At 71.1% G+C, this 22,908-nt stretch carries 23 protein-coding genes and 1 pseudogene; 9 read left to right on the top strand and 15 right to left on the bottom strand.

The genetic code is table 11. The features are described from left to right. Positions 1-616: 616 nt before the first annotated feature. On the bottom strand, positions 617-991 hold the full coding sequence (locus tag ACIRPU_RS04730) for a MerR family transcriptional regulator (RefSeq protein ID WP_214964288.1): 375 nt from the start codon (positions 989-991) through the stop codon (positions 617-619). A gap of 155 nt (positions 992-1,146) precedes the next feature. Here ACIRPU_RS04730 and ACIRPU_RS04725 point away from each other — a divergent pair, with 155 nt between their 5' ends. Further along, positions 1,147-1,497: a putative quinol monooxygenase gene (locus tag ACIRPU_RS04725; protein ID WP_403861709.1), complete on the top strand. Its 351-nt coding sequence runs from the start codon at positions 1,147-1,149 to the stop codon at positions 1,495-1,497. A gap of 29 nt (positions 1,498-1,526) precedes the next feature. On the opposite strand, the pseudogene ACIRPU_RS04720 reads toward ACIRPU_RS04725, so the two are convergent. Continuing rightward, positions 1,527-1,715: pseudogene (locus ACIRPU_RS04720) on the bottom strand (AMP-binding protein); the annotation flags it as partial. A gap of 364 nt (positions 1,716-2,079) precedes the next feature. On the opposite strand from ACIRPU_RS04720, the gene ACIRPU_RS04715 reads away from it, so the two are divergent. Next, the gene (locus ACIRPU_RS04715) at positions 2,080-2,652 is read left to right on the top strand and encodes a TetR/AcrR family transcriptional regulator (RefSeq protein WP_403861706.1); all 573 of its coding nucleotides are present in this window, start codon (positions 2,080-2,082) and stop codon (positions 2,650-2,652) included. A gap of 403 nt (positions 2,653-3,055) precedes the next feature. Here the strand turns inward: ACIRPU_RS04715 and ACIRPU_RS04710 are convergent, their stop codons facing one another. Continuing rightward, the gene (locus ACIRPU_RS04710) at positions 3,056-3,925 is read right to left on the bottom strand and encodes an alpha/beta fold hydrolase (protein WP_403861703.1); all 870 of its coding nucleotides are present in this window, start codon (positions 3,923-3,925) and stop codon (positions 3,056-3,058) included. Between the two features lie 413 nt (positions 3,926-4,338). On the opposite strand from ACIRPU_RS04710, the gene ACIRPU_RS04705 reads away from it, so the two are divergent. Next, complete coding sequence (locus tag ACIRPU_RS04705; protein WP_403861700.1) at positions 4,339-5,142, top strand: SDR family NAD(P)-dependent oxidoreductase; 804 nt, start codon at positions 4,339-4,341, stop codon at positions 5,140-5,142. Between the two features lie 70 nt (positions 5,143-5,212). Here ACIRPU_RS04705 and ACIRPU_RS04700 read toward each other — a convergent pair whose 3' ends face one another. The 6 genes from ACIRPU_RS04700 to ACIRPU_RS04675 form a co-directional block, all read right to left on the bottom strand. Further along, complete coding sequence (locus ACIRPU_RS04700) at positions 5,213-6,052, bottom strand: class II glutamine amidotransferase (RefSeq protein ID WP_355704720.1); 840 nt, start codon at positions 6,050-6,052, stop codon at positions 5,213-5,215. 46 nt (positions 6,053-6,098) lie between these two features. Continuing rightward, a complete protein-coding gene (locus ACIRPU_RS04695) occupies positions 6,099-6,533 on the bottom strand; it encodes a hypothetical protein (RefSeq protein ID WP_403861696.1) in 435 nt (144 codons plus the stop codon). Positions 6,534-6,568: 35 nt separating this feature from the next. Then, positions 6,569-7,000: an SHOCT domain-containing protein gene (locus tag ACIRPU_RS04690; RefSeq protein ID WP_403861693.1), complete on the bottom strand. Its 432-nt coding sequence runs from the start codon at positions 6,998-7,000 to the stop codon at positions 6,569-6,571. 110 nt (positions 7,001-7,110) lie between these two features. Continuing rightward, entirely contained in the window at positions 7,111-7,797 is a 687-nt protein-coding gene (locus ACIRPU_RS04685) for an HdeD family acid-resistance protein (protein ID WP_403861690.1), read from the bottom strand. Positions 7,798-7,839: 42 nt separating this feature from the next. Further along, the gene (locus ACIRPU_RS04680) at positions 7,840-8,037 is read right to left on the bottom strand and encodes a hypothetical protein (protein WP_355704724.1); all 198 of its coding nucleotides are present in this window, start codon (positions 8,035-8,037) and stop codon (positions 7,840-7,842) included. A gap of 124 nt (positions 8,038-8,161) precedes the next feature. Then, positions 8,162-10,882, bottom strand: coding sequence for a LuxR C-terminal-related transcriptional regulator (locus ACIRPU_RS04675; protein ID WP_403861687.1), 2,721 nt, complete (start codon positions 10,880-10,882; stop codon positions 8,162-8,164). Between the two features lie 438 nt (positions 10,883-11,320). Here ACIRPU_RS04675 and ACIRPU_RS04670 point away from each other — a divergent pair, with 438 nt between their 5' ends. Beyond that, a complete protein-coding gene (locus tag ACIRPU_RS04670; RefSeq protein WP_403861684.1) occupies positions 11,321-12,130 on the top strand; it encodes a PhzF family phenazine biosynthesis protein in 810 nt (269 codons plus the stop codon). Positions 12,131-12,191: 61 nt separating this feature from the next. Here ACIRPU_RS04670 and ACIRPU_RS04665 read toward each other — a convergent pair whose 3' ends face one another. Then, positions 12,192-12,971 (bottom strand): CPBP family intramembrane glutamic endopeptidase, encoded by a 780-nt coding sequence (locus ACIRPU_RS04665; protein ID WP_403861681.1) that lies wholly within the window; start codon positions 12,969-12,971, stop codon positions 12,192-12,194. A gap of 207 nt (positions 12,972-13,178) precedes the next feature. Between ACIRPU_RS04665 and ACIRPU_RS04660 the strand changes: the two genes are divergently transcribed. Together ACIRPU_RS04660 and ACIRPU_RS04655 are read left to right on the top strand one after the other, a co-directional pair. Continuing rightward, positions 13,179-13,706 carry a hypothetical protein gene (locus ACIRPU_RS04660; protein WP_403861678.1) on the top strand — a complete coding sequence of 176 codons (528 nt, stop codon included), beginning with the start codon at positions 13,179-13,181 and terminating at the stop codon, positions 13,704-13,706. Beyond that, positions 13,703-13,876: a hypothetical protein gene (locus ACIRPU_RS04655; RefSeq protein WP_403861675.1), complete on the top strand. Its 174-nt coding sequence runs from the start codon at positions 13,703-13,705 to the stop codon at positions 13,874-13,876. Before ACIRPU_RS04660 ends, ACIRPU_RS04655 begins: the two co-directional genes overlap by 4 nt. A gap of 138 nt (positions 13,877-14,014) precedes the next feature. Here ACIRPU_RS04655 and ACIRPU_RS04650 read toward each other — a convergent pair whose 3' ends face one another. Further along, positions 14,015-15,532: a glutamate--cysteine ligase gene (locus ACIRPU_RS04650; protein ID WP_403861672.1), complete on the bottom strand. Its 1,518-nt coding sequence runs from the start codon at positions 15,530-15,532 to the stop codon at positions 14,015-14,017. A 572-nt stretch (positions 15,533-16,104) separates the two neighbouring features. On the opposite strand from ACIRPU_RS04650, the gene ACIRPU_RS04645 reads away from it, so the two are divergent. The 3 genes from ACIRPU_RS04645 (at position 16,105) to ACIRPU_RS04635 (ending at position 18,544) form a co-directional block, all read left to right on the top strand. Continuing rightward, positions 16,105-16,695, top strand: a complete 591-nt coding sequence (locus ACIRPU_RS04645; protein ID WP_384118211.1) for a hypothetical protein — start codon at positions 16,105-16,107, stop codon at positions 16,693-16,695. 397 nt (positions 16,696-17,092) lie between these two features. Next, positions 17,093-17,281 (top strand): DUF5999 family protein, encoded by a 189-nt coding sequence (locus ACIRPU_RS04640; RefSeq protein ID WP_171396006.1) that lies wholly within the window; start codon positions 17,093-17,095, stop codon positions 17,279-17,281. Between the two features lie 222 nt (positions 17,282-17,503). After that, positions 17,504-18,544 (top strand): LacI family DNA-binding transcriptional regulator, encoded by a 1,041-nt coding sequence (locus ACIRPU_RS04635; RefSeq protein ID WP_384118212.1) that lies wholly within the window; start codon positions 17,504-17,506, stop codon positions 18,542-18,544. Here ACIRPU_RS04635 and ACIRPU_RS04630 read toward each other — a convergent pair. The 4 genes from ACIRPU_RS04630 to ACIRPU_RS04615 all read right to left on the bottom strand — a co-directional run bounded on the left by ACIRPU_RS04630 (position 18,537) and on the right by ACIRPU_RS04615 (position 22,806). Next, the gene (locus ACIRPU_RS04630; protein ID WP_403861668.1) at positions 18,537-19,610 is read right to left on the bottom strand and encodes an endo-1,4-beta-xylanase; all 1,074 of its coding nucleotides are present in this window, start codon (positions 19,608-19,610) and stop codon (positions 18,537-18,539) included. The two genes, ACIRPU_RS04635 and ACIRPU_RS04630, sit on opposite strands and share 8 nt — an antisense overlap. Before the next feature lie 50 nt (positions 19,611-19,660). Then, positions 19,661-20,425 carry a carbohydrate ABC transporter permease gene (locus ACIRPU_RS04625; RefSeq protein ID WP_355704755.1) on the bottom strand — a complete coding sequence of 255 codons (765 nt, stop codon included), beginning with the start codon at positions 20,423-20,425 and terminating at the stop codon, positions 19,661-19,663. A gap of 83 nt (positions 20,426-20,508) precedes the next feature. Beyond that, positions 20,509-21,507, bottom strand: a complete 999-nt coding sequence (locus ACIRPU_RS04620) for a carbohydrate ABC transporter permease (protein WP_403861665.1) — start codon at positions 21,505-21,507, stop codon at positions 20,509-20,511. 6 nt (positions 21,508-21,513) lie between these two features. After that, positions 21,514-22,806, bottom strand: a complete 1,293-nt coding sequence (locus ACIRPU_RS04615; RefSeq protein ID WP_403861662.1) for an extracellular solute-binding protein — start codon at positions 22,804-22,806, stop codon at positions 21,514-21,516. Between the last annotated feature and the right edge of the window lie 102 nt (positions 22,807-22,908).

Below are 22,908 nucleotides of genomic sequence, written 5' to 3'. Positions count from 1 at the left end.
GTGGTAAACACCCCCGGGGGCTTGCCCCCCGCCCCCGCCCCCACTGCCGGGGGCCCCCAACGGGGCCGCTTGTTCGACCTGCTCTTGGCCGCGGTCCCCCCCCCCCCCCCCCCCCCGACCCGAACGCCCCCCGCCCGGCGCGCCCATGACTCCCTCCGGGTCGGAAGCCCCCTGACACGCTTCCCCCCCGGCCGACCACTCCGGGGCAGTGACTGCCCACCCCCGGCCGTCCGCCACCAATGACCTGAGAAATCGCGCATGTCGAGGCCCTGGACCTGTTCCAGGTCCTCTGCTCGACGATCCAGGGCAGCACCGCGCAGGAGAGCAGGGCCCAGTCGCTGTAGCGGCACAGGTCCCAGTCGCGGACCGGGAAGTGGAACTCGGAGACCGTGAACTGCTCCAAGGGGCCGGTCTGCGTCAACGCCGCCCTCGAACCGGCCAGCGTGCGCATCAGATGCACCTCGGTGTCGAACTCCGCCCAGCTGAAGTTCGAGAACAGCCACTCCTCGGCGTCCTCGGCACGGATGTGGGCGTCGGCTACCGCGAGGGCAAGGAGGACCAGCTCGGCGTCCTCGGCCTGGGCGCCGGGCCAAGGCGTGCGCGTGCTGGTCGAGCCTCAGACCCCCGCGGCCTCGCCGGCCGGCCGTGTCGCGCCGAACTCGGCGGCGGCGAGGACGGAGTCCAGTCGGGCTCGCGTGGCGGCAAGGTCCCGCATGTGATCGTCGAGGCGGTCCCGCTCCGCGCGAAGCCGGGCGATCATCTCCGGGCCGGCGATACCAGTGTGCACGCACGGCAGGAACTCCACGATCGTCCGGCTGCTCAGCCCGGCAGCGTAAAGGAGCTGGATCCACCGCACTCGCTCGACCGTGTCCGGGGTGTAGAGGCGCTGCCCGCCTGTGCTGCGGCTCGATGCGATGAGCTGCTGCTGCTCGTAGTAGCGCAGCGCCCGCGTGCTCACTCCCGCGGCCGATGCCACCTCGCCGATACGCATCCCGTCGCTCCCTCTGCTCCACATGCCGCTGGGTCCCGGTCGCTGCCGGGCCGTCCCGGGGTCACCCGACTTGCCTTTGACGTCAACGTCAACTTTTACGCTCCGGTAGCCGGCCATCAGCACCGGCGGAACCGACCATGACGGAGTAGGACCTCATGAGCACTGACGACACGACACCCGACGGCCTCATCCCCGCCGCCATCCTCGCCTCGGACACGCCAGTCGCGGTATACGGATACGCCCGGGCCAAGGCGGGCGGGGAGAGCCGGATGCTGGGCGAGATCCAGGCGATCATCGGCCTCACCCGCAAGGAGGACGGATGCGAGCAGTACGTGGTGCACACCACGCCGGACCAGCCGGGCGCCTTCGCCTTCTACGAGCGCTGGTCCTCCGGCGCCCACCTGCTGGCGCACGTTTCGCAGCCGTTCATGCAGACGTACTTCGCCGCCATCGCGGGCCTGGTCGAGGGAGAACTGGAGGCCCACTGGCTGCACCCCCTCTCCTGACCCACTACACACGGCTGGCCCCGGTTGGGACAGGACAGTGCGCCCTTGTCGCCCGGCTGGATCCCGCGCGAGACGAGCAGTTTCGCGACCCGGTCGGCGGCGGCGTCGAGGGCGGCGTACGTGAAGTGGTCGTCACCGAAGACGATCGCGGTGCGCTCCGGGTGTCGGGACGCAGTGTCCGTCACCAGTCGTGACACGTTGCGGCACGGGCTGAGCATCATCGCTCTCCTGGTTCTCCGGGTGCGGGCGGTCGACCGGGCGAAGAGCTGAGGCGGTGCGAAGCCCTCCGCTTCCCGGGCCGGCGGGCGGTGGACTCGGCGGTGGTGAGATCGTCTCCGCTCGGCCCCATGACGTGCCGTCCGGTGGGCGGTCCACTCCCCTGCGTTGCGCCGAACGCCGCGTGGTGTCCGCGGTGGCGACGGTGCCGCTGCGGCGCACCCGCCCGGGGTCGAGGTGCGGTGGTGTCCCGGGCGCGGCGGATCTGCCGCAAAGTCGTCTGTCGGTCGTAATATTACATGCGTCAGACCATGGATTAGGATGAGATGCGAGGCAATGGCCCGGCGGAACTGATGGAGGAACCCTGTGGCGCGCTACACCAAGGAGCACAAGCAGGTGACGCGGCAACGGATCATCGAACGGGCCGGTCATCGGTTCAAGCAGGACGGCATAGACGGCTCCGGCATCTCCACGCTGATGTCGGACGCCGGGCTCACCAACGGAGCCTTCTACGCCCACTTCGAGTCCAAGGACGACCTCGTCGCCAACGTCGTCGCCGAGCAGCTGCGCACGCAGGTGGAGCAGTACGGCACGCTGCGGGCCGGCCGCGAGGGACTTGAGGATTTCATTCGCGAGTATCTGTCACCTGAGCACCGGGACAACCCCGGCGACGGATGCCCGTCCGCCGCCCTGCTCGACGAGATCGGCCGCTGCGGGGACGGGGCCAAGGGGGCCTACACCGACGGTGCCAGGGGCATCGTGGAAGAGCTCGCCGCCCGCCTGGCACCCGAGGATCCGCAGGCCGCCCGCGGTAAGGCCATCGGGCTCTTCACCATGGCGGTGGGAACGTTGCAGCTGTCCCGCGCCCTCTCCGACCATGAGTTCTCCGACGAGGTCCTTGAGCAGGGAATCGAGAACGCCCTCACCTTCATCCGCTGAGGGGAACGGTCATTCCCCCGGGCGGGTGACCGCCTGTTCCTGCCGCGCCCTGCGTGATGAGGTTGCCTCCGCACGCGAAAGCGATTCCATGCACGCCGACAATGCGGCCGGCGGGACGGCTCCAGGCCGCCTCACCACTCAGCGGGAGCCCGCCCGACCCCACCTCGCACCGAGCAGCCGGCTCCGGCTCAGCCCCCTGGGAGGCTCCCGCCGCGTCACTGACGGGGCGTCCACCGCGCCGTTCTCCGCATCGCCGTCCCGCACGACGACCACCTCGCCGGCGCCGCACGGCCGGGAAACGGCCAGGTCGGTGATGCCGGACAGACGCCTCGAGTCGCCCGCCCACCGGGCGTCACGACTCTGAGGCAACGTCCTCGGTTCGAGCGCCGACCGGACCGCGGACCTACGGCCGTTCGAGGAACTCGAGAGCGGTCGGCACGAACTGCTCATGGAACTGGAAGATGCCGCCGTGGCCGGCGTCGGGGTAGATCACCAGCTCGGCGTTCGGCAGTCGCCGGGCCAGGTCGACCGAGTTCGGCGTCGGAACCATCCTGTCGTCGTCACCGTTGGCGACGAGCACGGGCTGCTGGATCACGGAGAGATCCTGCGGACGTGCCAGCCCCCAGCGGTGGATGGCCTTGAGCTGAGAGAGGTAGGAGACGGGGGAGATCGCCTTGTCCCGGTCCTTCGTGCGCTCCTTCAGACGAGCCAGGAACTCCTTGCCGGCCCGACGCCCGTTCGCGGTGCGGGTGAAGAAGAGGAACTGCTTCGGATCCTGAAGGGTGAGCAGCGCTCGGAGCGTGTCGAAGTGGGAGATCCGGGTCACGTTCTTGATGCCCTCACCGCCGGCAGGACCGGTGCCCGCAAGGATCAGTCTGCGGATGAGTCGAGGGTCGGTCTGTGCGATCACCTGGGCGATCATGGCGCCCATCGAGAAACCGAGGATGTCCACCTGCTCGAGTCCGAGCGCCCGGATGAAGGTGACGGCGTCCTTGGCCATCTCCTCGATGGTCTTCGGCGTCGAACCGGTGGAGGCGCCGACGCCCCTGCTGTCGAACGTGATCACCCGGTGCCTGGCGGCGATGCCGTCGACGACCCGGGGGTCCCAGTTGTCGAGCACCGCGGCGAGGTGCGTGAGGAAGACCACCGGGACACCGGACCGGGGACCGAGCTCACGGTAGGCGAAGGTCACTCCGCCGGCGGTGACGGTGCGGGTCGGTGCGTTCTTGTACGACGTCACCACGTCGCCTCGTACTTCATGTGCGTCGTTCATGGTCGCGTCCTTCGATGTGAGGGTTGGCGCCAGTGTGCGCCGCCCCCTTCTTCCTTGCAGGGTGGGCGCAGGGCGGTAACCCGGTCTCCCGACTGCGGCTGCAGTCGGCGGCCAGAGGCCTCGGGCGCGGGGCCGCTCCGGATCAGGTTCCTGAGGTTCCCGCGACCTTTAAAGTATGACCGTAATTTCATGAGGGGGCAAGAGGGGAAGCGGCAAGAGGGGAAGCGGAACGAGATGAGACAGCGACAGGGTCGCGGGTTCCACCGAAGGTCGGGATGCAGGCCATGCCCTGCCGATCGGTGCCAGCTACTACTGAAAAATCCCGACAGGTTCCCAGCTCACAGGCGTTCTGAGTGACAACTTCCGCTGAAAGTCTCAGGATGCGTACGGCGGACGCCGTCTAGGGTGCGGACATGACATCCCGCAGCCCCTCGCACGGCACCCCGGACACCTACCTCTCCGAACTGTTCTCGCTGGAGGGACGGGTCGCCGTGGTGACCGGCGGCAGTTCCGGCATCGGCCGGGCCATCGCCGGCGCTCTCGCCCGGGCGGGGGCGGGCGTGGTGATCGTGGCGCGCAAGGAGGCGGAGCTGGCCGCCACGGTCGACGAGCTGACGGCGGACGGCTGTCGGGCGGCCTGGGTGAGCGCCGACCTGAGCACCCGGGACGGGGTGCGCGCCGCCGCGGAGCAGGCGGCCGCGGTGTACGGCGAGCCCGACATCCTCGTCAACTGCGCCGGGATCAACCTGCGACCGCCGATGGGCGAGCTGGGCGAGGAGGTGTGGGACGCCACGATGGCGGTGAACCTGGAGGCGCCCTATCTGCTGGGCCTGCGGTTCGGGCCCGGCATGGCCGAGCGCGGCTTCGGACGGATCATCCACATCAGCTCGCAGCAGGCACACCGCGCGTTCGTGCAGAGCGGCGCCTACGGCGTCTCCAAGGGGGCCCTGGAGTCGCTGGCCCGCTCACAGGCCGAGGCGTGGTCGCCGTACGGCGTCACCTGCAACACGCTGGTGCCCGGCTTCGTCCTGACCCCGCTCAACGCCCGGTTGCAGTCCGACCCGGAGAAGGTGGCGGCGCTGGCCGCGCGCACGATGGTCGGGCGCAACGGCCTGGCCGAGGACTTCGCCGGCGCCGCCGTGTTCCTGGCCGGCCGCTCCTCCGGTTATGTGACCGGGCAGGCACTCTTCGTCGACGGCGGCTTCTCCGTGCACTGATGTCCGCGGCTGTCCGTCGGCGCCCATGGACACCCGTGGATGCCCAGGGACGCCGAGGGAGCCGTGCGCGCTAAGCCGCCTGCGGGGCGAAGTGGATGATCTCGTCGCCTCCGGGCTGCACCACGCCGTAGGTGCTCTCGGGGACCTTGTTCCAGGCGCCGGGCATGTCACCCAGGGGCTCGGAGACGATGAGACGGGTCTCGTCGGACACCTCGCGCAGGAATCCCAGGTCCGGGTGGAGCGACCGGAGCGTCTCCACCCGGGTGCTGTAGAACAGCGAGCGTGAGTCTCCCTGGCTGGAGTAGCGGAAGGCCCACAGCCGTTCTCCGTCGGTCACGGCGACCGTCATCTGGACCGGGTACTCCACCCCGTGCGCGCGGCCGGTGCGTTCCACCAGGCCGACCATCCGGGCGACGGCGCCCGGCGGATCCTCTTCCAGGCCGAGGGTGAGGGCCAGGAAGAACATCATCTCGGAGTCCGTCGACCCCTCGATGTCGAGGAAGAGCTGCGGGTCCACGGAGAGGGCGAGATCCCGGCGCATCCGGTGGAAGTCGGCGATCGCGCCGTTGTGCATCCACATCCAGCGCCCGTGCCGGAACGGGTGGGAGTTGGTCTGCTGCACCGGCGAGCCGGTCGAGGCCCGGATGTGCGCGAAGAACAGCGGTGAGCGGACGTGACCGGCGATCTCCCGCAGATTGCGGTTGCTCCACGCCGGGCCGATCTCCCGGACCACCGCGGGGGTCCCGTCGCCCGCGTCGGGCCCGTACCAGCCGACGCCGAAGCCGTCACCGTTGGTCGTCTCCACACCCATCTTGGAGTGCAGGCTCTGGTCGATCAGCGAGTGCTCCGGCCGATAGAGAATCGTTTCGAGCAGGACAGGGGTTCCCGAGTAGGCGAGCCAACGGCACATCGTCCAGCGCCTTCCTGATGATGCGGACGGGGGAGTTCCCGCCCGGTCAGTCCGCGGACCTGTCCGGCTTCACCACGCACAGCGCCCAGATGACGAACCCGGAGAAGGCGATCATCACGACGGACCAGACCGGGTAGTACGGCAGGGAGAGGAAGTTGGCGATGATGATCAGCCCGGCGATGGCCACGCCGGCGACCCGTGCCCACGTCGCCGTCTGGAACAGTCCCAGGCTGACGATCACCGCGACCGCGCCCAGGGCGAGATGGATCCAGCCCCAGCCGGTGAGGTCGAACGCGAAGACGTAGTTGCGGGTGGTGAGGAAGACGTCGTCCTCGGCGATCCCCATGATGCCCCGGAAGATGTCGAGCAGTCCGGCGAGCATGAGGGTGACGGCGGCGAAGACCATCAGACCCTCGGCCCATTGCTGTCCGGCCGTGTGCCGCCCGCCCGACGGCGCGTGGGTGGGGTGCGTGGCTGTCATCACGAAGCCTCGATTCGTTCGCGTGCGGGGGGGGCTCAGCGGCCGGAGCCGCTCAGGACCAGCTTCTTCGCCTTGTCGAACTCCTCGTCCGTGATGTCCCCGCGGGCCCGGATCTCGGAGAGCCGGGCGAGTTCGTCGACGCTGCTGGAGGGACCGCCGGTGCCCTTGGCGGTCTCGCGGACGTAGCTGTCGAACGCCTGCTGCTGATCCCGCGCCTGCTTGATCTCCCGGCGTCCCATGTTCTTGCCCCGCGCGATCACGTAGACGAAGACGCCCAGGAAGGGCAGCACGATGCAGAACACCAGCCAGCCGGTCTTGGCCCAGCCGCTGAGCTCGTCGTCGCGGAAGATGTCCATGACGATCCGGAACAGCAGGACGAACCACATGATCCACAGGAAGAACACCAGCATGGTCCAGAAGGCGCTCAGCAGCGGATAGTCGTAGGCGAGGTATGTGTCCCCACTCATCTCTTCCTCCGTTCCGGGCCGGAGCCCGACCTGGCGTTGTGTGCCGTTCTCACCTTGCGCGAGCCGGCTCCCGGCCACCTCACCCGAGACGGGTGAGCGTGCCGGCCGTCTCAGACCCTCCCCCCGTGAACCCCCGGCTCCACCGGCCGCGCCCGGCGCACCGCGGCCCGCCAGGCGAAGGCCACCGCCGCCTCGACCAGGCCGAGCAGGACGAGCCACAGGCCGAGCAGCCGGGTCAGCGCCCGGGCCGACTCGGTGGGCAGGGCGAGCACCACGATGCCCGCGACGATGGCGAACACGGCGGCGCCGAGCACGACCCCCCGGTGGGGCAGGTCCTTGGTGGCGAGCGCCGTGTAGAGGGTGAGGAGGCCGGACACCAGCCAGAGGACCCCGACGATCAGTGAGAGCGTCGCGATGGTCTGCAACGGGTTCCTCAGGCACAGCACCCCGGCGACGACGTAGAGCACCGCCAGGAGCAGTCCGGTGAGGCGTTCGCCGTGGTCCTCCCTGGCGAAGGCCGCGACGAACCGGAAGCCGCCGGTCACCAGCAGGTACAGGCCGATGAGGACCGCCAGAACGTGCAGGGTCTCGTCGGGCCAGACCAGGATCAGGATGCCCGGCACGAGGGTGGCGACCGCCGAGCCGAGGATCCACGTCCAGGACCGCCCGAGGACGGCCAGCGCCTCGGCGGGATCGACGCCCACCGGCCCGGAAGCCGGTCCGCCGGGCGGTCGGTCCGGTCCCCCGAGCGGGGAGTCCGGTCCGGTGTGCGGTGCGGGACCAGGCGAAACGCTCATGACTCCTCCTCGCGCCGGGCCGGTGACGACGGCCCCGGCTCATCACTCCGGCAGTTGGCGCATCTCCAGGACCCGCAGCCCCAGGGACTGGCAGCGGGCCAGCAGCCCGTACAGGTGCGCCTCGTCGACGACGTACCCGAACAGGACGGTCTGACCGGACATGACCACATGGTCCAGTTCCGGGAACGCCCTGGTCAGCGCCTCCGACAGGTGCCCTTCGACGCGGATCTCGTAGCGCATGAGCTGCTCTCCCCGGGATGGCCTGGGATTGGCGGGCTGCGCACTCACCCCTGCGATCGTCCGTCCTCGCGGAGCGTCCGGCCTCACCCACCACGGGCGATCCGGGACTTCCCGGCCTCCTCGGTCACAACAGCTTGAGCTCACGGGCGCGGCGCACCGCGTCGTTGCGGCGGTTGACCGCCAGCTTCCGGTAGGCGCTCTTGAGGTGGGTCTTGACCGTGTTCACGGAGACGAACAGATCGGCGGCGATCTCCTCCGTCGACATCGTCAGGGCGAGCCGGCGCAGTACGTCGAGCTCGCGTCCGCTCAGCGCCTCCAGGACCGGGATCGGCGGCCCGTCGGACGCCGTCCCGCCGGGGGTGCGCCGGTCCCCGGCCGGCACCCGGGGGGACGCCGTGTCCAGGAACGGGCGGATCCATGGCCCGGCCTCCAGGAAGGGCCGTCGCAGCCCGTCCCGCCGCGCCTCGCTCAGGGCCTGGGCGACCAGTCTGCGCGAGGTGGCCGCGTCGCCCGCCTCGTCCGCCACCTGCGCCCGCACCAGGATGGCCCGGACCGTCACCGCGGGGCCCGCGCCGCCTTCGGACCGCACGCCGTCGAGGAGGTCGATCGCCACCTCCGGCCTGCCCGCCGCCAGTTGGGCCCGCGCAGCCCCGACCGCGTACGCCGACCGGTCGTCGGACACCGCCCGCCACACCTCGACAGCCGTCTCCGGGCGGCCTGCGGCCAGATGCGCGGCGGAGACGACGAGCGCCGTCTGGCCCTCCGCCCAGGGGGAGATCACGGCGGCCGGCACAGCGCGTTCCGCCGCCTCGAGGGCGGCCCGGGTGTCGCCGCGGGCCAGGTGCAGACGGGCGGTGGCGATGGCCCGGCCCGCCTCCATGACGGGATCCCGCAGCGCCGGGTCCGACTCGGCCGCCTCGTCGAGGAGCGTCCGCGCCAGGGTCAGGTCGTCGCGGTCCACGGCGACGGCGGCCAGCACCAGGCGTCCCATGCCGGAACCGGACGGCTTGGGCAGACCGTGCCGCTCCGTCTCGGTCACCGCCGCCCGGGCCTTGCGCTCCGCCCTGCCGAGCCAGCCGTTCAGGTAGTCGATCAGGGCGAGCCGACCCAGCGAGTCCTCGCGGGCGAGCGCGGTCGAAGCCTCCGCCGACGATCCGGCGACCCTCGACAGGGCGGCACACGCGTCCTCGAACCGCCCGGCCCACAGCCGCGCCGAGCCCAGATGGGCCAGCAGGAGCGCGGTGAGCTCGGGATGTCTCTCCAGCAGATGGGCCGGCGCCCGGTCGCACAGCGTCTCGGCGGCCGCCACGGCCCACTCCGCCCGGCCCGGCGCGCCGGTCAGCCGGGCGGCCAGCGCCTCGAGCAGGGCACAGCTCAGCCGGGCCGCCACGAGGCCGGGCGCCTCGCCGGGACTCCACTCGGCCGTCAGGGCCTGGTCCGCCGCATCGCCCGGTCCGGCCGTCAGACCCAGTTCGGCCGTCAGCCTCTGCTCCGCGTGCCGCAGGTGCGTCAGGCCCCGGTCGAGATCGCGCCGGGACAGGTCCCGGGCGGCGCGGACCAGGTCCGTCGCGAGGCTCGCGGCCTCCGGCCCCATGCGGGAGAACAGCTCGCCGAGTTCGTCCGAGCGCAGACCGGTGAAGAGCCAGCCGATGGCGAGATCGTCGATCAGGGCGCCGGCGGTGAACTCCCAGTCACCGGCGGCGGCGCCCTGGCCCAGCGTCTCCGTGAGCGACCCCGAGCCTCGCAGCCAGTGCGCGGCCCGCCGGTGCAGCTCGGGTTCCAGGCCGGGCGAGCGCATCCGCAGATGGGCCCGGAGGATCTCGCCGAACAGCGGGTGGAGGCGGTACCAGTCCTGCCCGAGGTGCTCCACGAACGCGTTCTCGCGGTGCAGCCCGGCCAGAATGGGCCCGGCGTCGGTGCGCTCCGTCAGCGCGTTCACCAGCTCGGGGCGGAACCGGTCCAGGACGCTGACCCGCAGCAGGAGATCCTGTGTCTCGGGGGGCTGCCGTCTGAGCACCTCCGCCAGCAGGAAGTCGGCGACGGTGGTGCGGTCGGCCTCGAACTCCTTGAGATACCTCTCCGGATCCGGGTTCTCCCGCGCGGCGAGGGCACACAGCCGCAGGCCTGCGGCCCAGCCCCCGGTGCGGTCCACGAGACCCTGTGTCGCGGGCGCCGGCAGTCGCAGCCCGTGCAGTTCCAGCAGCTCGGCCGCCTCCTCGGAGGTGAAGGCCAGCTCCGCGCCCCGGATCTCCGTCAGGTCACCGGCCGCCCGGTAGCGGTGCAGCGGCAGCAGCGGCTCGGTCCGGGAGACGAGGACCAGGCGCAGACCGTCGCCGGCGTGGTGCAGCACGAACTCCAGTTGCTCCGCGATCTCCGGGTCGATCACCCGGTCGTACTCGTCGAGCACCACGATCGCGGGCCGGTCCAGGGTGCTCAGTTCCGTGGCGAGCCGCGCCAGCAGCTGGGGGGTCACCCGGCTCGCGTCCGCGGGGCAGCCGATCTCGGGGGGCAGGGACGTGCCCGAGGCGCGCAGCGCTTGGAGCAGGTACGCCCAGAGCATCCCGGGGCCCTGCGCCGCCGCGTCGGTGGTGAGCCAGGCGACGGGCCGGTCGCGGGCCGCCGCCCAGTCGGCGACGAGCAGCGTCTTACCGGCCCCCGCGGCGCCGTTGACCATGGTCAACGGCGTGCGCAGCGCTTGGTCGAGGTGCCTGACCAGCCGCTCGCGCCGCAGGAACGTCACCGGCCGGGCCGGTACGGCGAACCGGGTGCGCAGGAACGGATCCCCCTGGGGATCCGCCGCCGACGCCACCGTCGGATCGGTATAGCTCTCCTCGAGCCCAGCCATGGCGCTCACCGCCACTGGTCGTCAGGTCATGGGTAGCGCTCCTCCTCAGCATCCCAGGGATCAGCCCGGGGTGCCCTGCGAGAGATCCACCGGAGAGGGCGCGCCGCGCTCGCGGCGGGACGACAGAACCCGCCCGCAGCATGTGGGCGGCACGGCAGACACGGACCCGGCCCCGGCATGTGGGCGGCACGGCGGACACAGACCCGGCCCCGGCCTCTCCGACCGCGGGAGTCGGCGCGCAGGCCCGCCGTGGCCCGTTCGCCACGGGGCTCGGCGGCAGACCGGCCCCAGCGTGTTCACGGCAAAGGCAGCGCAACCCCGGCAGCGCACCCCCGGGCCCGCAAACATTCGTGGCTGGCCGGGGGCCGGGGAAAACCGGGCCAGGGCTCGTGGATTGGCCTTGGCCGACGGCTCCGGTCACCGCCTACCGTCACCGGCATGCGCATTCGAATCGTCGACGCCTTCGCCGACCGCCCCTTCACCGGCAACCCGGCCGGGGTCCTGCTCCTGGACGCCTTCCCGGACGACAACCGGCTCCAGAGCGTGGCCCTGGAGGTCAACCACGCCGAGACGGCGTTCGCCCACCCGCTCCCCGAGGGCGGCGAGGCGGACTGGGCCCTGCGCTGGTTCACCCCCGCCACCGAGGTCGACATGTGCGGCCACGCCACCCTCGCCACGGCCCACGTCCTGCACACCACGGGCGCCCACCAGGGCCCGGTGCGCTTCGCCACCCGCAGCGGTGTCCTCCTCGCGACGCCCGCCGAGGACGGCTCGATCACCCTGGACTTCCCGACCGCCCCGCTGACCAGGGTCGAGATCCCGGCCGGGGTGGCCGAGGCCCTGGGCGCCGAGCCGCTCGCCTGTCTCGACACCGGCCCGCACGTCGGCGACCTGCTGGTCGAGCTGGCCGACGAGAAGACCGTGCACGCCCTGAGGCCCGACCACAAGGCCCTGGCCGCCCACTCCCGCCGCGGCATCATCGCGACCGCCCGCGCCGAGAACGCGGACCTGGGATACGACTTCGTCTCCCGCTGTTTCTTCCCGAACGTCGGCATCGACGAGGACCCGGTGACGGGCAGCGCCCACACCGCCCTGGCGCCCTACTGGGCCGAGCGGCTCGGCCGCACCGCCCTGACCGGCCTCCAGGCCTCGCCCCGCACCGGCCGGGTCCGTACCGAACTGTGCGGCGAACGCACCCTGCTGAGCGGCCGCGCGATCACGGTCATCGAGGGCGAACTGCTCGCCTGAGCGCTGTCCCGGCGGGGAGGTGCGGGGCGAGGGGCGGGGGCGGGGCGGAGCGCGGGCCGGCTCACGCCGTCGGCAGCCACTCCACCTTTCCCGCCAGCAGCGCGTATCCCACGAAGGCCCCGATGTCGAGCAGGGAGTGCGCCACCACCAGGGGGCCCACCCGGCCCCAGCGCCGGTAGAGACAGACGAACACCACGCCCATCACCATGTTGCCGATGAAGCCGCCGATACCCTGGTACAGGTGGTACGAGCCGCGCAGCACGGAGCTGGCGACGAGCGCGGTGCCCGGCGTCCAGCCCAACTGCCCGAGCCGGCGCAGCAGATAGCCGACGACGATGACCTCTTCGAGGATCGCGTTCTGCATCGCGGACATGATCAGCACCGGGTACTTCCACCACACGTCCGGCAGCGCCTCCGGGACCACGGTGAGGTTGAAGCCGAGGCCGCGGGCCGCCAGATAGAAGGCGATGCCGGTGCTGCCGATCACCGCCGCGATCGCCGCCCCGCGACCGAGGTCCGGCCAGGGCCGGGTGCGGTCGAAGCCCAGGGTCCGCAACCCCTGCCCCTCGCGCAGCAGGAAGTGCGCGACGAGGGCCACCGGGACGAGCGCCGAGGCGATCCCGAACAGCTGCCAGGCGAGATCGAGCCAGGGACGGCCGGGCGCGGCCGAGGCGTTGAGGGTCGCCGCCTGGTCCTTCAGCCCGCCCGGTTTGGTGACCGATCCGACAAAACTGATCAGGGCGGACACACCGCTCGCACCGAGCGAAACCCCCAGAACGAGCAGTGTCTCGTCGCGGAAGATCCGTCGCGAGAGCCGCTCCTGCGGAAATGAATCAGCCACCTACCCTGCCTCCACCTGCACATGTGCCTCCGGTTGCGTAATCCCGCCGCATCCCCACCCCTGCCTCGCCAGGGTCTCGAAAGACGTTACGAAGATCGTGCGTGACAGGCCGTCGGGGGGACGGGCGCCGTACGGGGCGTACCTCCCCTTCGCAGGCCGTGCGGCGGGAATCCGCCACGGGGCCCGACAGGGAGGGGCACCACCGTCATGGGACGTCACAGCTTGCCCGATCAGTACGGGGCGGGCGGCAGCGACCCCCGTCCTCGTCTCCGCCGCCGGACCGTGGCCGTCGCGACCGCGCTCGTGCTCACGGTCGCCGGGGGCGCCGCCGTCGCCGTGCGCAGCGGACTGCTCTCCTTCGGCTCGTCCTGCCGCGACCACCCCGGACGGCTGACGGTGGCCGCCTCCCCGGACATGGCCCCGGCGCTCACGGTCGCGGCGAAGCAGGCCGAGGACAGCGGCCTCACCTCCGACGGGCAGTGCCTCGCGGTGAGCGTCACGGCACGCGAGTCGTCCGAGGTCGCCGAGACACTGGCGGCGGGCAAGGACCCGGACGCGCAGGTGTGGGTCGCCGACTCGGACCTGTGGGTCCAGCGGATCACCGCCGACCACAGGGCGACCCGGGTGACCCCGGTGGGCAACGCGGCCTCCGCCCGGGGAGCATCTCCCGCACCACGCTCCTCACCGAACTCCGGAAACTCGCGAGCCCGGAACGTCCCGTCCGCCTCATCATGATCGCGGTCGGCCCCGACGCGGACCGCGAGGAGGCCGAGGAGGCCGAGGAGGCCGAGGAGATGGCCGGGGCCACGGGCGGCTCGGGCCAGTCGGTGACCGACCCCTCCCAGATCCACACGGTGATCCTGAAGGCGATCGTGGCCGCAGGAACACAGTCCGGCAACGGCTGAGCCCACCGAGGCCGCGATCCGACCCGAACCGGACCCCACCTCGCCCTCACCCGCCAAAGGGGCGCGGGGAACTGCGCGACCGGCCTCCACCGCCCCGCGGCGGGCAACCCGCCGAAAGCACCCGCGCCTGATCCCGCCTCACCCCGAGCGCACGGGCTCCGGCAGCCCCACAGGCCAGGTGTGCACAGGCTCCCCCGCGTGCATCAGCTCCGCGTACCGCCGCGTCGTCGCCGCCAGCGCCGCGTCCCGCGACAACCCGGCCTCCACCGCCCGGTGGAACGTCGCCACCTGCCAGGTCGCTCCGTTGGTCCGCCGTCGGCACCGTTCCTCGATGACCCCCAGATAGAAATCGCGGTCGGCCGGCTCCACCCCCCACCCGTCCAGCCCGGCCTCCGCCAGCGGCAGCAACTCGTCCCGTACGAGGCTCACCGCGTCCACCTCGGCCACGCCGCCCAGCCGCCCCCGCCGCGGCCACTGGAGCCGCGCCTCGATCCCGTACCGGCAGGCCGCGTCGAAGTTGGCCTCGGCCGCCTCGAACGGCAGCCGGGACCACACCGGCCGGGACTCCTCCGCCAGGGCCCGGACCACGCCGTAGTAGAAGGCCGCGTTGGCGACGACGTCGGTCACGGTCGGCCCGGCGGGCAGGACACGGTTCTCCACCCGCAGGTGCGGAACGCCGTCGGCGATGCCGTAGACGGGCCGGTTCCAGCGGTAGACCGTACCGTTGTGCAGGACGAGTTCGGCGAGCGAGGGCACCCCGCCCGCCTCCAGGACCTCCAGCGGGTCCTCCTCGTCGCAGATGGGCAGGAGCGGCGGGAAGAACCGCAGGTTCTCCTCGAACAGCTCGTACGCCGAGCAGATCCACCGCTCCCCGAACCACGTCCGCGGCCGTACGCCCTGCGCCTGGAGTTCCGGCGGCCGGGTGTCCGTGGCCTGCTGGAACAGCGGGGGCCGCGACTCGCGCCACAGCTCGTGGCCGAACAGGAAGGGCGAGTTGGCGCCGACGGCGATCTGCGCGGCGGTGACCGCCTGCGCGGCGTTCCACACCGCGGCGAAGCGAGCCGGCGTGACCTGGAGGTGCAGCTGCACGGAGGTGCAGGCCGCCTCCGGCACGATCGACTTCGAGGTGCACGACAGCCGCTCGACCCCGTCGATCTCAAGAGTGAAGTCCTCTCCCCTGGCGGCCACGATCTGGTCGTTGAGGAGGGTGTAGCGGTCGACGTCGGAAAGGTTCGACGAGACCAGGTCGTCCCGGTCGAGCGTGGGCAGAATACCGATCATCACGATACCCGCGTCGACCTCGCCCGCCTTTCGATGGGCATATGCCAGTGACGTACGGAGTTCTTCCGCGAGCCGGTCGAATACCCGGCCGCCCAGCCGGTGTGGGGCTATGTTCACTTCCAGATTGAACATGGCGAGTTCTGTTTGGAAATCTCGGCTCGCGATCCTCTCCAGGACTTGCCCATTCAGCATTTTGGGCTGGCCGTCGGCGCCCGCGAGATTCAGTTCGATCTCGAGCCCCATGAGGTTCTTGGGGCGGTCGAAGCGCTTCTGGGCCAGGAGCCGCTCGAGCCCCGTCAGACACCGCCGGAGCTTGTCCCGGTAGTGCTGACGGTCGGACAGGTCGAACGCGCCTGCCACGACCTTTTCCCCCATCGAAGCGTCCCTCCTCGCGTGGGCGGGCCGGGGATCCCGGCCGCCGGATGATCCGGGTCAGGGGGGATGATGCCCAGCCGGGCCGATCGATAACGTCCCCCGTGCGGCCCGGCACCCGCTACGCTGACCGAAAGCCGGCGACGGTGACCGCTGGCACATTCACGAGGCATGCGGCCGAGGGCCCTTTCACGAAATGAGGAACTCGTGAAAAACGCCGACGAGAATAGGCCGACCGTTACGGGCGCATAAGCCGAGGTCACCGCCGCGCGACCCACTTTGAATCGGGATTTTTCACCCCTTCCGTCGACCGGATGAACCCTTGCCGAGTGTCCCGGGATCGACTAGACGAAACACAGTCTGAACACATGTCGTATAAACTCCGCGGACAAGGCAGAGAAGGTTGGCGCCCACGGTCGAAGGAGCCTGTCGTCGAGGTGACGGCGGGCCGCTCGCGCACCCCCGCACCCCTAGACTCCGGCCCCCGCCTCTCCGACCTGTTCGAGAGCTAGCTGACAGCGCCGTCCGCCCACGCCCTCGCGCCACCGTGCCTGTCGAATGAGAGGCGACCCACCATGCCTTTGCATGTCCCCCCGGCTCCCGCGCCCGCCCTTCGCTCCGTCCTCACGGCACTCGGTTCCCCCACCGCGGTCCGCGAGGCTCGTACCCCCTCCCTGCGCACCGCTCAGGGCGACGTCACTCCCGAACTCCCGCTGCCCCTGCACGTCCTGGACCGGATCGCCCCCGAAGGCGTGGCCGCGACCCGGCTGGCCGGCTGGCGCTTCCTGATCCGCTGCGGCGACCGCGCCGTGGCCGCGGCCGACACCCGGCTCACCCCGGACGGCTGGGCGTTCTCGCACTTCTTCGAAGGCCCGTACATCGCCTCCACCGAACGCGCCCTGCGCCAGGCCGAGTCGACCGCCCAGACGTTCCAGGCGCGACTGCTGTCGGTGCCCGGGCTCTACATGCTCACCCTCTGGCTGCACGGGGACAGCGCCTCGGACGGCACCACGGGCCAGCCCGCCCCGACCGACCTCCTGGTGCCGCTGGCCCCGGCGCCGCCCGGGATCGCCGCCCACCGCGCCCACCGCGTCGCCGAGTTGCTCCCGCTGCTGACCCTGCGGGTGACACCGGCCGCGCCACCGCTGCTCGGTTCACCGGCCTGACCCCTCGACCGGCCTGCCCCTCGACCGGCCGGCCACTCACCCCGTACCCCGTCACCGCGGCCCCGGTGGCGGGGTGCGGCGCGGTCCGGCGCGCTCCGGCGCGGTCCGGCGCGGTCCGGCGCCCGAGATCCTCCCGGGCGCCGATCGGACTAGCCCCATCCGGCCACCGGAAACCACCCGAAATGACAGTGCGGTGGAGATGAACCGCCCGCGTGGGTGACGCGTCATGAACCTGTGAGAAGCGGTGCCGCGAAATCCCTGCGGATCGACCTCCGTGGGGCAACACTGGGTTCCGACGGACTTATCACAACGGGGGGCGGCCATGAACGAGGTTTCACGCCGCGGAACAGACACCACAGCCATCTCAGATCTCACGCCAGAGCGGAAGTTCCCATCCATGTGCCAGCACCAGCCACCGTGCCCGACAGCGACCTCAGCCGACCGGGAATCCGCGCGCCTCATGGCGCACCACCCGGAACAGGGCTGGAGCCTGCTGTGCAACGGCGTCCTGCTCTTCGAGGACACCGGTGAGCTCCTGCCGGACGGCCGGGTCATCGCCCCCCACCGGGTCGTGACCGCCGCCTGAGCACCAGCCGGACGGCGTGGGACCGCCGTCCGCAGACATGAGGGGCCGGCCCGCGGACACACCGCGAACCGGCCCCGACGCGCGTTCACGGCCGCTCACTCACCGTAGCCGTCCGCTCTCGGCGCGGTGCGTCCTCCTGTACGTCTTCCCACGGCAGCGCATGTTCCGGAAGACTTCTGGAAGTTTCGGCGCAGTGCCCGGAACACGCGACGGAGGTGGCAAGTGACAGCGGACGACACCGTGCCCGCGTCCCGGGGCAGAATCACGATCACGGAGATCGCCCGTCAGGCCGGCGTCTCGGTGCCCACCGTGTCCCGGGTCGTCAACGGCCGCTCCGACGTCTCGCCGGGAACCCGGGCCCGGGTCGAGGACCTGCTGCGGCTGCACGGCTACCGCAAGCGCCCCGCCGCCTCCCGCACCCGGGCCGCGCTGCTCGACCTGGTCTTCAACGACCTCGACAGCCCCTGGGCGGTGGAGATCATCCGGGGGGTCGAGGAGGTCGCCCACGGCGCCGGGGTGGGCACCGTGGTGTCGGCGATCCACGGCCGCTCGGGCGACGCCCGCGAGTGGATGCGCAATCTGCGCGCCCGCGCCTCCGACGGCGTCATCCTCGTCACCTCGGCCCTCGAACCCACCCTGCACGAGCAGTTGCGCATCCTGGGCGTCCCCCTGGTCGTCGTCGACCCGATGGGCTCCCCCGGCATCGACACCCCGACCATCGGCGCCGCCAACTGGGCGGGCGGCCTGGCGGCCACCGAGCACCTGCTGTCGCTGGGGCACCGGAGGATCGGTCTGATCGCCGGCCCGCCCCGGCTGCTGTGCTCCCGCGCCCGCTACGACGGCTACCGGGCCGCTCTGGAGGCGGCGGGTCTCGCCGTCGACGACACCCTCGTCGTCCCCGGCGACTTCCGCCCCGAGTCGGGCTTCACCGGCTGCACCGCCCTGCTCGGTCTGCCCGAGCCGCCGACCGCCGTGTTCGCGGCCAGCGACCAGATGGCGCTCGGCGCGATCGAGGCGCTGCGCCGGCGCGGACTGCGGGCCCCGGAGGACATGAGCGTGGTCGGCTTCGACGACCTTCCGGAAGTCCGCTGGTCCGCGCCGCCGTTGACCACCGTCCGCCAGCCCCTCGCCGACATGGGCAAACTCGCCGCCCGCACCGTGCTGAGCCTGGCCCGCGGCGAGCGCCCCGACTCGCCGCGGGTGGAACTGGGCACGGAGCTGGTGGTCCGCTCGAGCACCGCGCCGCCTCGCGGCGCTAGCTGAGCGCCTCCCGGATCGCCCCATAGGCCGGCTTCGGCGCGAGCTGCTCGTCCCAGGGCAGGGCCGCGCCCTGGCCGGGGAAGAACGCCGGGATCCACGAGTACTTGTCGGTGTAGTCCCACACGGTGATGCCGACGCACCGCCGCACCGCGAGGCACGCCTCGGTCATGTCCCGGTACCAGTCGGCCTGTTGGGCCAGCTTCTCGTCGGTCGCGGGCAGCAGCATCCGTACGTCGACCTCGGTGAGCGCGGTGTCCAGGCCGAGCCGGGAGAAGCGGCGGAGGTTGTCCTCCAGCGTCGTCGGATAGCCGTACTGGAGGGCGAGGTGGGCCTGGAGGCCGATGCCGTCGAGCGGCACCCGCTGGGCTTTCAGCTCCTTGGCGAGGGTGTGGTAGGCGTCGCTCTTCGGGCCGACGGCCTCGATGTTGTAGTCGTTGAGGTACAGCTTCGCCTTCGGGTCGGCCTGGTGGGCCCATCGCAGGGCGTCGGCGATGTAACCGGGGCCGAGCGTCTTGTAGAAGACCGTCTCGCGGTAGGTGCCGTCCTCGTTGAACGCCTCGTTGACGACGTCCCAGGCGTAGACCTTGCCCCGGTAGTGGCGTACCTCGGTCTGGATGTGGTTCTTCAGGACGGCCCGCAGCTCGTCCGCCGTCCACTCCTTGCCGGTCAGCCAGCCGGGCAGCTGGCTGTGCCAGACGAGGGTGTGGGCGCGGACCTTCTGGTGGTGGTCGCGCGCGAGGTCGACGATCTCGTCGCCGGCGGTCCAGTCGAAGACGCCCTGCTGCGGCTCGGTGGCGTACCACTTCATGCCGTTGCCCGGGGTGATCATGTCGAACTCCTCGCCCAGGGTCTTCGTATAGGCGGTGTCGGTGAGTTCGGGGTTGTCGGTGGCGCTGCCGAAGTAGCGGCCGTGGCGCTGCGCGAGGTCGGCGAGGGTCGTACGCGGCTTTCCGTGCGCCGGGCCCTCGTGCGCCTGCGCGGCCGGTCCGGTGGCGACACCGGAGGCGACGAGGACGGCTGCGAGGGCGCCGGCGAGTCTGAGCCGGGTGCGGGCGGCGGTGCTGGGCATGGTGCGACTCCTCACGGTAGGGGTGAGCCGTACGGGTCCGCGGGCGCGCGTCATCCCTTGGTGGCGCCGGCGGCGAGGCCGCCGACGAGCTGGCGCTCGGCGACGGAGTAGAACGCCAGGGCGGGCACCATGGCGAGCACGAGATAGGCGAAGACGCGCGCGTACTCCGCGGAGTACTGGCCCTGGAACTGCTGGACGCCGATCGGGATGGTCCACCAGGTGGGCTCGTTGAAGACCAGCAGCGGCAGCAGGAAGTTGTTCCAGCTGCCGACCACGGCGAGCACGGAGACCGTGCCGAGGGCGGGCCTGGCCATGGGCAGCAGGATCCGCCAGAAGAACGTGAGGGGCCCGCAGCCGTCGAGGGTGGCCGCCTCCTCCAGTTCGGCGGGGATCTCCCGGAAGAACCCGCGCAGGACGACGATGGTCATCGGCAGCCCGAAGGCGGCCTGCGGCAGGATCACGCCCAGCGGGTTGTCCAGCAGGCCCATCGAGCGCAGCAGCAGGAACAGGGGAAGCGCCGCCACCGCGAAGGGGAACATCAGCCCCATCGTGAACAGGGTGAACAGCATCTCCCGGCCGCGGAAGGCGAACCGGGCGAAGGAGAACGCGGCCAGCGCGGACACCGCGACGACCACCACGGTCGTACCGGCCGCGATGAGCGTGCTGCTGCCGACGAGCTGCCAGAAGGAACGGGACCCCAGGATGTCCGTGTAGTTGGAGGTGACCCAGGGATCGGGCAGGCCGATGGGGTTGCGGGAGAGCTGGTCGGTGGACTTGAAGCCGGACAGCACGGCGTAGCCGAGCGGTACGGCCATCACCGCGCCGACGATCCCGAGGACGAGGTGCAGGGGGAGCGTCCGCCCGGTCCCGCGGGTGCTCCGGCCGGTCTCGCGGGTTTTCACGCGCCGCCTCCTCGCATGGTCGTGGTGGCGCCCTGAAGGTCCCGGCGGAGCACGAACCGCTGGTAGGCGAGGGCGAAGACGAGACTGATGCCGAACATGGCCACGCTGATCGCGCTGGCGTAGCCGACCTGGTAGCGCTTGAAGCCGTACTGGAACATGGTCACGGCCATCGTCTCGGAGTGATGGTCGGGGCCGCCCGCGGTGACCACCCACACCAGGTCGAAGAGCTGGATCGAGCCGATGACCGACAGGAAGACGCTGATCCGCAGGGTCGGCGCGAGCAGCGGCAGGGTGACGTTGCGGAAGCGCTGCCAGGGACCCGCCCCGTCGATCAGGGCGGCCTCCGTCAACTCGGCCGGGATGGACTGGAGTCCGGCCAGGTAGAGCATCATGTGGAAGCCGAAGTACTTCCACGTCATGACCAGGAAGAGGGTGGCCATGACGGTGGAGGGGTCGGCGAACCACTCGCCGCCCACGCCGCCCAGGCCGATCGCTCCCAGGACGTGGTCGGCGAGACCGTCGTCCGGGGCGAAGATCATGCTGAACAGCACGCCGGTGATCGCCTCGGAGAGGATGTACGGCGCGAAGAACAGCATCCGGTACACGGCCCGGCCGCGGATCTTCTGGTTGAGCGCGACCGCGAGGGCGAGCGCGAACGGCAGCTGGAGGACGAGCGAGAGCCCGACCAGGAGCAGACAGCGCCACAGGTCGCCCAGGAACACCGGGTCCTGGAAGAGGCGGCTGAAGTTGTCGCCGCCGATGTAGTCGTCGGGCATGCCGAAGCCGCCCCAGCGGAAGAATGAGGCGTACAGCGCGAACAGCATCGGCAGCAGCACGAGCGTGCCGAACAGGACCAGCGCGGGCACCTGGAAGCCGACGGCGGTGAGCCAGTGGCGCGTCCGCCGCCGCGCCCGGCCCCGGCCCGGGCCTGGCGACGGAGGCGGCGGGCCGGCGTCCGGGCCGCTGCGCTTGTCCGGAAGGAAGGTGGAGGTCATCGCCTGCTACTGCTCTTCCTTCGCGACCTTGGTGATCGACTCGGTGACCTGCTGAGGCGACTTGGACCCGGCGATGAGGGCGGCGACGCTGTCGTTGACCTCCTGGCCGAGGGCCGGCGCGTAGGCCTGGTCGAGGTAGAGCTGGAAGCCGGTGGCGGCCTTCAACTGGGTCTGGACGGCCTTGATGTTGGGGTCGGTGATGGCGCTCTCGGCGGCCGGCACGACGGGCAGCACCCCGGTCTTCTTGACCAGTTCGGTGTCCGTGGCGGCGGTGGCGAAGAACTTCAGGAAGTCGAGGGCCGCCTGCGGGGCGTCCTTGCGCAGGGCGTGCCCGCCGCCTCCGCCGAACACCTCGGTGATCACGCCCTTGCCGCCGTCGACCGCCGGGAACGGGAAGAAGCCGAGGTTCGCCCCGAGCCCCTTGCCCGCGTCCGCCTCCACCACCGGCGCCCACTGGCCCATGAGTTCCATCGCCGCCTTGCCGTTGCCGACGGCGGCGGCCTGCCCGGTGGGGCTGGAGTACGCGGCGCCGAGGAAGCCCTTCTGGAACGGCTGGAGGTCGACGAGGTCCTGGAGGTGCTGCCCGGCCTGGACGAACCCCTCCCCGGTGAAGTCCTTGTCGTCCCCGGCCTTGCGCAGGGCGTCGACCCCGGCGGTGCGCATCGCGAGATACGCCCAGTAGTACATGCCGGGCCACTTCTCCTTGCCGGCCAGCGCGAGCGGGGTGATCTTGGCGGCCTTCAGCTTGCGCACCGCGTCGAGGAAGGCGCTCCAGGTGGTGGGGGGCCCGCTGATCCCGGCCTGCTGGAAGAGCGCCTTGTTGTACCAGAACCCGATCATGCCGATGTCGAACGGGACGCCGTACGCCTTCTTGTCGAGCAGGTACGGCTCGCGGGCGACGGGAAGCAGGCTGTCGCTCCACTCCCGCGTCTTCTCCGTGAGGTCCTCGACGAGTCCGGCGTCGACCTGCTGCTTCAGGACGCCGCCGCCCCAGGTGTGGAAGATGTCGGGCAGTTTCCCGGAGGCGGTCAGCGCCGTCATCTTCGACTTGTAGGCGTCGTTCTCCAACTGCACGATCTTGATCTTCACCTTGGGGTTCTGGGCCTCGAACTGCTTGGCGAGACCGGCCCAGACGTCCTTGGTCGGCTGGGTGGTGGAGATGTTCCACCACTCGATGGTGGTCGTCCCCGACGACCCTCCGTCCGAGTCGCCGCCGCAGGCGCTCAGTGCCGTCATGCTCAGACCGGCCGCGGCGGAAACCGCCAGGAAGCCGCGGCGGGAGAGTGCCGGGTCGCCCATCTTGCGCTCCTTGATAGATCGAAAGTTTCGAACCAGATCCAGAAAGCTTCGCTGCTGCCGCACCCTAGAGACACCCTCCGACGGGTGGCAACCCCTTGAACA

The organism is Streptomyces sp. NPDC102259, from assembly GCF_044766465.1.
Lineage (GTDB): Bacteria > Actinomycetota > Actinomycetes > Streptomycetales > Streptomycetaceae > Streptomyces.
This window is presented reverse-complemented; position numbering and strand designations above follow the sequence as displayed.